Here is a 9,149-nt window from a genome sequence, read left to right as displayed (position 1 = left end):
TTCCCAAAACAGGAAAAATCGCCCCAGCCCATATCGTCAATGAAGACGAGAATAATATTGGGCCGAACAGGTTGTTCTTCCCCGGCACGCGCCAAAGTGCTGACGCTAACAAGTCCGGCAAGAATGAAGATCATCCATCGCGGCATGGTTGGTGGCCTCCCCAAGACACTCTCGAGAATCTGCGCACTGCAAAGCGTCTCGCCTGTTTAGAATAATGCGACTTTCACCGAGCAGACAATCCGGTGATTACGTACAATTGCATAAGAATAAATCCGATTTTCCATTTTGCAACATCCATCGATGACGTTCCCTAGGTGTGCTGTTTGGCCGTAATTTTCCACCGGACTCATCCTTTCTCAAACCACTTGCTATTCGGCTTACCAGAGGTACATAATAGGCAGCGGATTAGCGATCCGTCATTAATTTAATGCCGAATTGACGAGGAAATTACCGTGCCGCAGCACCTGCATGCTTCCCACGCATTCGCCCGCCTCATTGCGTCAATTGCACTGTTACTGGGTGCCATTCGCTGCCTGGGATCTCCGCGTGTGTCAGCTGTGCATGCCAAGCCACCCGAGTTGCCCATCGCCCCTCAAGTCATCCGCGCGGCCCCACCTTTACCAGCCCCAACGGAGCCGGTAATCCGCGTCCATTCCGTGGAGGAACTCTTTAAGGCTGTGGAGCACGCAAAAGAAGGAACAACGATCTTTCTGAGTCCCGGTCGCTACGTGCTTCCTCATCGGTTGGACATTTGCACGGACAGGGTGACGCTGCGCGGTGCGACCGGTCGACGGGAAGAAGTCATCCTCGACGGCGGGCCGCACCAACTCGGCGAGCTTCTCGCCATCCATGGTTGTTCGGACGTCGTTATCGCGGATCTTACGATTGAAAACGTTCGATGGAACGGCATCAAGCTCGATACAGACTCGGGAGTCCATCGCGTCACCATTTACAACTGTATTCTGCACAACATCTGGCAGCGTGCCGTCAAGGGTGTCCGCGTACCAGCCACGGTTGCCCGGCCGGAAGGCTCCCGAGTCATGTATTGCCTCTTCTATAATGATCGCCCCAAAAGTTACGCAGATGATCCCGCAGATACGCCCGAGAATTTTCAGGGTAACTATATTGGTGGTATTGACATTATGTTCGCGGCGAAATGGACTATATCGGACAATGTCTTTTACAACATTCAGGGCCGCACACGAGAAGGGCGCGGCGCCATATTCCTGTGGCACGACAGCCGCGATTGCATCGTCGAGCGGAATGTCATCATCAATTGCGATGTGGGCATTGCCCTCGGAAACTCGTACAAACCGCCGGATGTTCCGGTCCATTCAGCAAATATTATCGTAAGAAATAATTTTATTGCTCAATGTCCAGAATCGGGTATCGTTTCCGACTACACACGGGACTGCCTTATCGCCCATAACACCATTTTTGATCCCGACAATCGTCTCGGAAGGCTTATCAGACTGGTTCATGATAATCAAGGCACCATCGTCGTCAACAATCTTCTCGTGGGAAGTCCCGTTCGCAACGAATCTACTGGCGAAATCCGTCTGATAAAGAATCTCATTCTATCGCCCAGCCCGGATTTATTTGTAGATCCCAAACGTGGGGACCTGCACCTGCGAACCCGCCAGCCAGCCGTCTGCGACGTGGGCAACCCGTTACCGCAGGTGATAGAAGATTTCGACCGGCAACCGCGAGACAGCCGTCCGGATATCGGAGCCGACGAATGGATTGAAGAAGATCCGTTTAGAAAAAGCAATTGAAGAAATAGAGTTGCTGGATCCCCGTTATTACTCTTGCAATTGAAAGGTGGTCACCCATGAAAATACGTCTGGTTCGTGCACGGATTATTCCCTTTTACGCGTTTTTGCAGCAGAAAATGTTATGCGTGCTGATTGTCTTGTTGTTTAACGTCGTCCTGTGCTGGCCCTGTTCGGCACAGGCCAACGAAACTGGCCTACACCATGTGACCGTGTTTACCTCCGGGGAAGGAGGCTACCACACGATGAGGATTCCCGCTCTGGAGGTCGCTCCCGACGGTACCCTCCTGGCTTTTGCGGAAGGCCGTCGCAACAGCAGTGCAGACCCGGGCCTGCCCGGCCAGGAAATTGACTTACTATTGAAAACCAGTCGCGACGGTGGCCGCACATGGTCGCCGATACGAGTGATCGAACATTCGGGCCCCCAGTGGTCCTCCGCCAATCCTGCGACGGTGGTGGACAAAACCACGGGGCGAATCTGGCTTTTTTACATTCGCTGCGCGCCGGGAGCGAGTACCCACCGCGCCCGCCCGGGGTCACGGGATGTCCTCAATCTTGCCCGATTCAGTGACGATCATGGGGAACACTGGTCCGATCCTGTCGATTTGACCCCGATTGCCCGGGATATGGAGGATAAGGAATGGGGCATCAGCGTACCGGGGCCGGGGGGCGGAATTCAACAGTCCTCGGGAAGGCTCGCCATTCCGATGTGGCGTTACCGTCCTTTCCGAGATTTTGTCCTCTTCAGCGACGACCATGGGGCAACCTGGCAGAGAGGCGGATTTGTCCCCGGTGAAATGGGGGTGGACGAGTGCCAGCTCGTGGAACTGGCAGACGGAAGGCTTGCTTTGGACATGCGGCAGCAGAGCGGTCCCCACCGTTGGATCAGTTTCAGTCGGGACGGCGGCCAAACGTGGTCAGAGCCCCGGCCTGGACAGCAGGTCACTCCCGTGTGCTGTGCGGTGGAAAGGTGGACGTCGGTGAAAAGGGGCGACGATCGGAATCGCATTGCATGGACGGGTCCACGTGGTCCCGGGCGGAATAACCTCACGCTCTGGATAAGCTACGACGAACTGGAAACATTCCAAAATCCCCGTTTGATAAGCGAAGGACCAGGAGCTTACTCCGACCTTGCGGTCCTGCCTGATAAGAGCCTCGGCATCTTATGGGAGAAGGCGTACCAGGCGATCATCTTTACCGCGGTCGCCCTGTCGTGGGTGGAGCCGCGCTGAGGAACGGACGACGCGCTGATTGATCGATGGCCCTTCGCCAGAACACAATGAGTAGCAGATGAGTCGCAGCCAAGATGAGTGAATTGTTGCCCCCACTGCGGCTCGCTACTGAGATGAGGAAAATATATCCTCAGCCGAACGGGTTCCAACTAACCGGGAGGGTTGATCATGAACGACGTTCACAAGACAGACCGGCGGTGTTTTCTTGCCCGTGGATTAGCCGGCGCGGCGGGTTTCGGATTGGCCTACACGAGTATCGAGGAGGAGATCCTTCGCGCCGCCGTAGCAGAAGGAAGGGCGCAGCCCGCTCCTGAGACAGAGACCGTTCCACCGCCGAGGCGGCCTGCGGAACCGCTGCCCAGTCCCCTTCCCACAGGGAAAATTGGGAACGTCACGATCAGTCGCCTGATTATCGGAGGTAATCTCATCGGCGGTTGGGCGCACAGTCGTGACCTCATCTATGTTTCTCGCCTTTTCCGCGAGTACAACACCGAATCGAAGGTGTTCGAAACTTTGGACCTCGCCATGGCCTGTGGGATCAATACGATCCAACTTGACCCAGCCTGCTGGGATGTTGTCGCCAAGTACAACCGGCACCGCAACCCTCCGATTCAAACGATCGTGTGCGTTCCCGTCATCCAGGACCGGGCCGAAATGAAACGTGTCATCGAGCAGCAGGTTGAGCGTGGAGCCAGTTGCATCTACTCGCACGGCGGATCGACGGATTCCCATTTCATGAACGGTGGTGGTCTCGAAGCCCTCGCTCAAATGCTTGACCTGATCCACGAGACCGGCCGCCCGGCGGGGATTGGCTGTCATTCACTGGAGGTGGTTAAGGCATGCGAACAGGCAAAACTTCCCGTCGATTTTTACATGAAAACGTTCCATTCGGACCGCTACTGGTCAGCAACGCCGAAGGACAGACGGCAGGAATTCGACTGGATGCGGGGCAACTCCAGCGACCACGATGCAAATAATGACAATATGTGGTGCAACAACCCTGAAGAAACCGCTGCTTTCATGAAAACGGTGGAGAAACCCTGGCTAGCCTTCAAGGTTCTCGCCGCCGGGGCCATCCATCCGCAGCAGGGCTTCGCCTATGCTTTTCGAAACGGGGCCGATTTCATCGTGGTGGGAATGTTCGATTTTCAGGTCGAGATGGATGTGCGTCTGGCTATTGAAGCTCTCAACAAGGTCGGACGACGTGAACGCCCCTGGTACGCATGATCGCCGAGCCGCAACACAACAATTGTAGCCTGATAAGCTGGCTGATCTTCCGCCGGTGAGCCAACCACCCTTGGCAGGCGGTTGTCAAACCGGTTAATATTGGAAGCGCCCGGGAGTTGAGGGGAACACTGCCCGGCAGGGACGGAGATGAGCGCAGACAGTTTCAGTATGTCACGCTCATTTTGTTGACCGCATGAAGACTTTTGGCCCACAGCGACTCGGAGGGGTCCATGAGCGATTACTCTAAACTTTATGACGCGATCGTGATCGGAGATCACCGGACTGCGGTCGAGGTCACCAAGGCCGCCCTGGAGGCCAATGTTGATCCTTCAGAGTTGATCTCCAAATACATGATCCCGGCAATGAACGAAGTGGGGCAGCGGTTTGCCTGCAACGAATATTTTGTTCCGGAACTTCACATTGCCGCTCGGGCAATGAAAGCGGCTTTGGAGCTTATCACCCCGAAACTGGCAGAAACCGGCGCCAAACGCATCGGGCGGGTGGTGATCGGGACGGTCAAAGGCGACCTCCACGACATCGGAAAAAACCTGGTGGCTTCCATGCTGGAAGGTGCCGGTTTCGAAGTCGTCGATTTGGGGGTGGATGTCCCTCCCGAAAAATTCGTGCAGGCCGCTCAGGAAAAACCGGGCACGATCGTGGCGATGTCCGCCCTGCTTACGACCACCATGCTCAACATGAAGAATGTGATCGAGGCTCTTCAGCAAAGTGGTCTTCGCGACAAGGTGCGGGTCATGGTCGGGGGGGCTCCCATCACCCCGCAATTCGCCCAGCAGATCGGGGCCGACGGCTATGGTGAGAACGCAACCGAGGCCGTTGACGTCGCGCGACGGTTGGCAGCCGAACTGGGGTCCGTGGCGGCCACCACGAGCTGACACCCGCCGAATGTTCCCGTGAGAGCAAGGTGGTTGGTGTTGGCAGCTTCCCGTGCAGCATGGAAGCACGTTTGTCCAGCACACCCGGGAGCGACTGCCTTGTCATCGGCAACGGAAATGTCGACCGAAAACCTTTGTGGCCACGATCAACAAAGTCCCTTTTTGGGAGCTGAACCATGACAGGCGGGACGACCGCCAAGCCTTCCGGTTTGAGCTTTCGACAACTCCTGGAAAACGGCGGTTTTCCAATCGGGGTGGAGATTGTCTCCACTCGGGGATTGCCGGCGAATCCGGGTGATGCACCCCCGATCATTTTAGCCCGGGAACTTCTCTCGCATCCCCGCGTCGGATGGATCTCGATCACCGATAATCCCGGCGGCAATCCGATGTTGCCGGCGGACTGGATTGCCCAGTTTTTGTCCCACGACCGGGATCGTGTCGTCATCCACATGACATGCAAGGACGCGAACCGAGCGGGATTGGAGAGCCTCGCCTGGCGGCTGGCGGCCGAGGGACTTCATAACATACTGGCCCTGACGGGCGATTATCCCGCCGTCGGTTTCGGCGGCAAGCCCCAGGGCGTGTTTGATCTCGATTCGGTTGGCCTGATCGCTCTCCTCAAGGCCATGAATGACGGCCGCATTGTGACACCTCGCCCCGGTAAAACCGAACTTCTTTCGCCCACGCGATTCTACATAGGTTGCGCTGTTTCTCCCTTCAAACGTTATGAACGGGAATTGGTTCCGCAATATTTCAAACTCGTACGCAAAATCGCGACCGGGGCGGAGTGGGTGATCACCCAACTCGGCTATGATATGCGCAAATACCACGAGGTGAAACTCTTCCTCCAGGCAAGGGGCATTTCGGGCGTGCCGGTCATCGGTAACGTGTACCTTCTCACCAAGACGGTCGCTAGACTTTTCCACGACCGGCAACTTCCGGGGTGCGTCGTCACAGATGAGCTGTGGGAACTGTGCCAAAAATACGCTGCCGGCCCCGATCGAGGAAAGAAATTTTTCGCCGAACTGGCTGCGAAGCAACTCGCTGTTTTACGGGGCCTGGGCTTCTCCGCAGGTTATCTGGGAGGCATTCACAAGCTGGAATCTTTAGAAGAGGTTCTCCGACATCTAGACTCTTTCGCCCCCGAGGACTGGCGCCAGTTTTTGAAAGAGATTCAATTCTCGTTTCCCGATGAATTCTTCTTTTTCGAGCACGATCCCGAAACGGGGTTAAGCGCACCTGACAAGATCAATCGGCAATATCTTGAGTCGCTGAGAAAACCAAGGCGTTCCCCATACGTCACGCTGGGATACCGCGTTTCCCGGCTGGTCCATCAAATCGCTTTTACAAGAGGCAAGGGGTTGTGGAATCTCGCGCAGAAACTTTACCAACGCTGGGCTGGCAAACCGCAGCCACCCGCCCCGGCTCGTCTTCTCTATGGTCTGGAAAAATTTTCCAAGTACATGATGTACGGTTGTCAGGACTGCGGGGACTGCAGTTTGCCGGATTGTGCCTATGTCTGCCCGAAACGCTGGTGCTCCAAGTGCAGCCGGAACGGACCATGCGGAGGCTCTGTGGATGGACAGTGCGAGCTTCGCGATAAGGAATGCCTGTGGGCTATCGTCTATGAACGGTTGAAAGCCTACGGGGAATCCGAAGAGATGCTCACCGGACCGCCGGTTTTGTACAATGCAGAATTAGCACACACTTCTTCCTGGGCGAACACCTATCTCAATCGCGACCATCACGGGACGGCTGAGAAAAGGGATCTCGGTCAAGATACTCCAGGCGGGGCAACAGCGAATCATGGGTAAAGGATCACGGCGATCTTGCAATTCAGTCAAAACGCAGGCGCAGCAGGCTGAGGTATCGCCAGAGCTTCAAGAGACGGGCGGACCGAGCAATTTCCGGCGAATATTTCTGGGGTGGTCCCGCCCCGTTGTTCAACTTCTCCTGGACTATCTCTGCCAGATCCACCCACCGAGTGTTAATGGCAATCTGTGGGACCTTTCTCGCCTGGCTATCGTCTTGCCCACCAGTTGGGCCGTTCGGCGCCTTTTGGCCCAACTCGCCGAAACAGCCCGAAGTCATGGCGTGATCCTCCTTCCGCCAGACGTCATGACTGTGGGACAGCTTCCTGAACGCCTTTACTCCTGCGATAAACCACTGGCCAACGAACCCACGTGCCTGCTGGCGTGGTGCATCGCACTGCGAGAGTTGGCATATCGGGACGAATCGGCTCTGCGTCGGCTTTTCCCCCACTGGACAACCTCCGCAGAAAGCCAGCGGTGGCTCTCGCTGGCGCAATCCCTCGCTCAGTTGAGATACGAACTGAGTGGTGGAGGATTTTCATTTCATGATGTTCTGCAAATTGCCCTTCAACACGATCCAGAGTTCCCTGATCGCGGCAGATGGGAGACGCTTGATCTCCTGGAACGACTGTATCTCGAAACCCTCGACCGGGAAGGTCTCTGCGATGTTGTGGCCGCACGTTTCGAAGCCCGTGCGCGCCATTTATGTCACCTTGACCGAGAGACACTCCTCGTGGGACTTGTGGACCTGCCGCCGATTGTCCGCCAGCTTTTGGGTCAGGTGCGCGACCAAGTCACGGTTCTGACCGTGGCCCCGCGGGAGTTCGCCGATCGTTTTGACGAGCTGGGTTGCTTGATCCCGGAATGCTGGCAGGAACTCCCCGGGCCAGTCCCCGAGGATCGAATCACGCTGTGTCAGCAGCCAGCGGATCAGGCATATGCTGTTATCCGGTTTCTCTCGCGTTTGGATGAGCGGCAGGGCATCGAAGATATCACGGTGGGCGCGCCCGACGAGTCGCTTGTTCCCCTGATTGTGGACGCTCTCGAGCACTACGGTTTGCCTGCCCGGTACGGGCCTGGACGGCCTCTCATTCGCACTTCGGTATGGGCACTGCTCGAAGCATTGGGCGATTTCCTGGAGCAAAAAACTGCCGAAGCCTTTGGCTCGCTCCTCCGACACCCGGTGGCAGAACGATGGCTATCCCGACACATCGGCGGGAAGATTGACCTCCTCACGGAGTACGATACGTGGTGCGCTGAGCGAGTCCCCCTTCTTATGGACGAGGCCGACATGCAGGGGGAAAAAAATGCTGTCAAGGAGGCATGGTTGAGCCTTTGGCAGCGTTTTTCACCCCACACCTGGACTCATGTTCAGCCAATCTCAGAGTGCGCGGAACGACTCCGCGATATTCTGCTCGAATTCTACGGGCCAATCCTGGCTGCCGCAGGTCAGCCGGGAGGGACCCCCGAAGCAAAGGAAGAAACTCTCGAAGTCTGCCGCACCATCGTGGAAACGCTTGGGGAGTGGATGCAGGTACCGCAGCGAGTCCAGAGTTCCCTGGAATGGCAAACAACACCTGGAGAGCTGCTGCGCTGGGTCGCTTATCACCTGGCCAACAGTCGCGTCCCCGCTCCGTTGAAAGGGCCGGCTGTGGAAATTATGGGATGGCTTGATGTCCCCTGGGATGATGCCCCGGTAACCGTTTTGACCAGTGTCAACGAGGGTTTTATCCCCTCGATCGCGCGCAACGAAATGTTCCTGACGGCCGAATTGAGGGAATGGCTCCAATTGGAGGGGAGCGCTCGGCGTATCGCGCGCGATGCTTATTTGCTCAGTCTGATCACTTCGAGTCGCGAGGAGTTTCATCTCATCGTGGGGCGGCAGGATACGGACGAGAACCCGCTTTTCCCCAGCCGGTTTCTCTTTTCCTGCGATGACGACGGCCTGGTCAGACGCGTATCTTCCCTGTTTGGGGTCATCGAGGAACCGCCGCGTCGGCCGCCGCGATGGCGCAAACATTTCACCAGTCGGGAGGCACTCGCTCCCCCGGCACCGGTTGTGCCGGTCTCCATTTCTGAAATGCGTGTGACTCAGTTTCGTGATTATCTGGCCTGCCCGTATCGGTTTTATCTGCGCCATGTGCTTCAATTGGGGACGCTCTCCGACGACTTGGAAGAACTGGACTCGCTCAGCTTTGGAAGCCTGGCACATCG

Annotated in this window: 6 protein-coding genes; all 6 read left to right on the top strand. The window is 56.5% G+C overall.

Translation table 11 applies throughout. From position 1 onward, the window contains the following. Positions 1–548 precede the first annotated feature (548 nt). A complete protein-coding gene (locus tag H5U08_RS05095) occupies positions 549–1,775 on the top strand; it encodes a right-handed parallel beta-helix repeat-containing protein (protein WP_297030933.1) in 1,227 nt (408 codons plus the stop codon). Between the two features lie 56 nt (positions 1,776–1,831). Further along, complete coding sequence (locus tag H5U08_RS05090) at positions 1,832–3,004, top strand: sialidase family protein (protein ID WP_297030931.1); 1,173 nt, start codon at positions 1,832–1,834, stop codon at positions 3,002–3,004. 168 nt (positions 3,005–3,172) lie between these two features. Further along, a complete protein-coding gene (locus tag H5U08_RS05085) occupies positions 3,173–4,231 on the top strand; it encodes a hypothetical protein (RefSeq protein WP_297030929.1) in 1,059 nt (352 codons plus the stop codon). 230 nt (positions 4,232–4,461) lie between these two features. Further along, positions 4,462–5,124, top strand: coding sequence for a corrinoid protein (locus tag H5U08_RS05080; protein ID WP_297030927.1), 663 nt, complete (start codon positions 4,462–4,464; stop codon positions 5,122–5,124). A 176-nt stretch (positions 5,125–5,300) separates the two neighbouring features. Then, positions 5,301–6,938: a methylenetetrahydrofolate reductase C-terminal domain-containing protein gene (locus H5U08_RS05075; protein WP_297030926.1), complete on the top strand. Its 1,638-nt coding sequence runs from the start codon at positions 5,301–5,303 to the stop codon at positions 6,936–6,938. Continuing rightward, positions 6,931–9,149, top strand: a 2,219-nt coding sequence (locus H5U08_RS05070; protein ID WP_297030923.1) for a PD-(D/E)XK nuclease family protein, incomplete at its 3' end; no start/stop codon positions are given. The genes H5U08_RS05075 and H5U08_RS05070, both read left to right, overlap by 8 nt.

It is taken from the genome of Thermogutta sp., assembly GCF_014359955.1.
Taxonomy (GTDB): Bacteria; Planctomycetota; Planctomycetia; order Pirellulales; family Thermoguttaceae; genus Thermogutta.
This window is presented reverse-complemented; position numbering and strand designations above follow the sequence as displayed.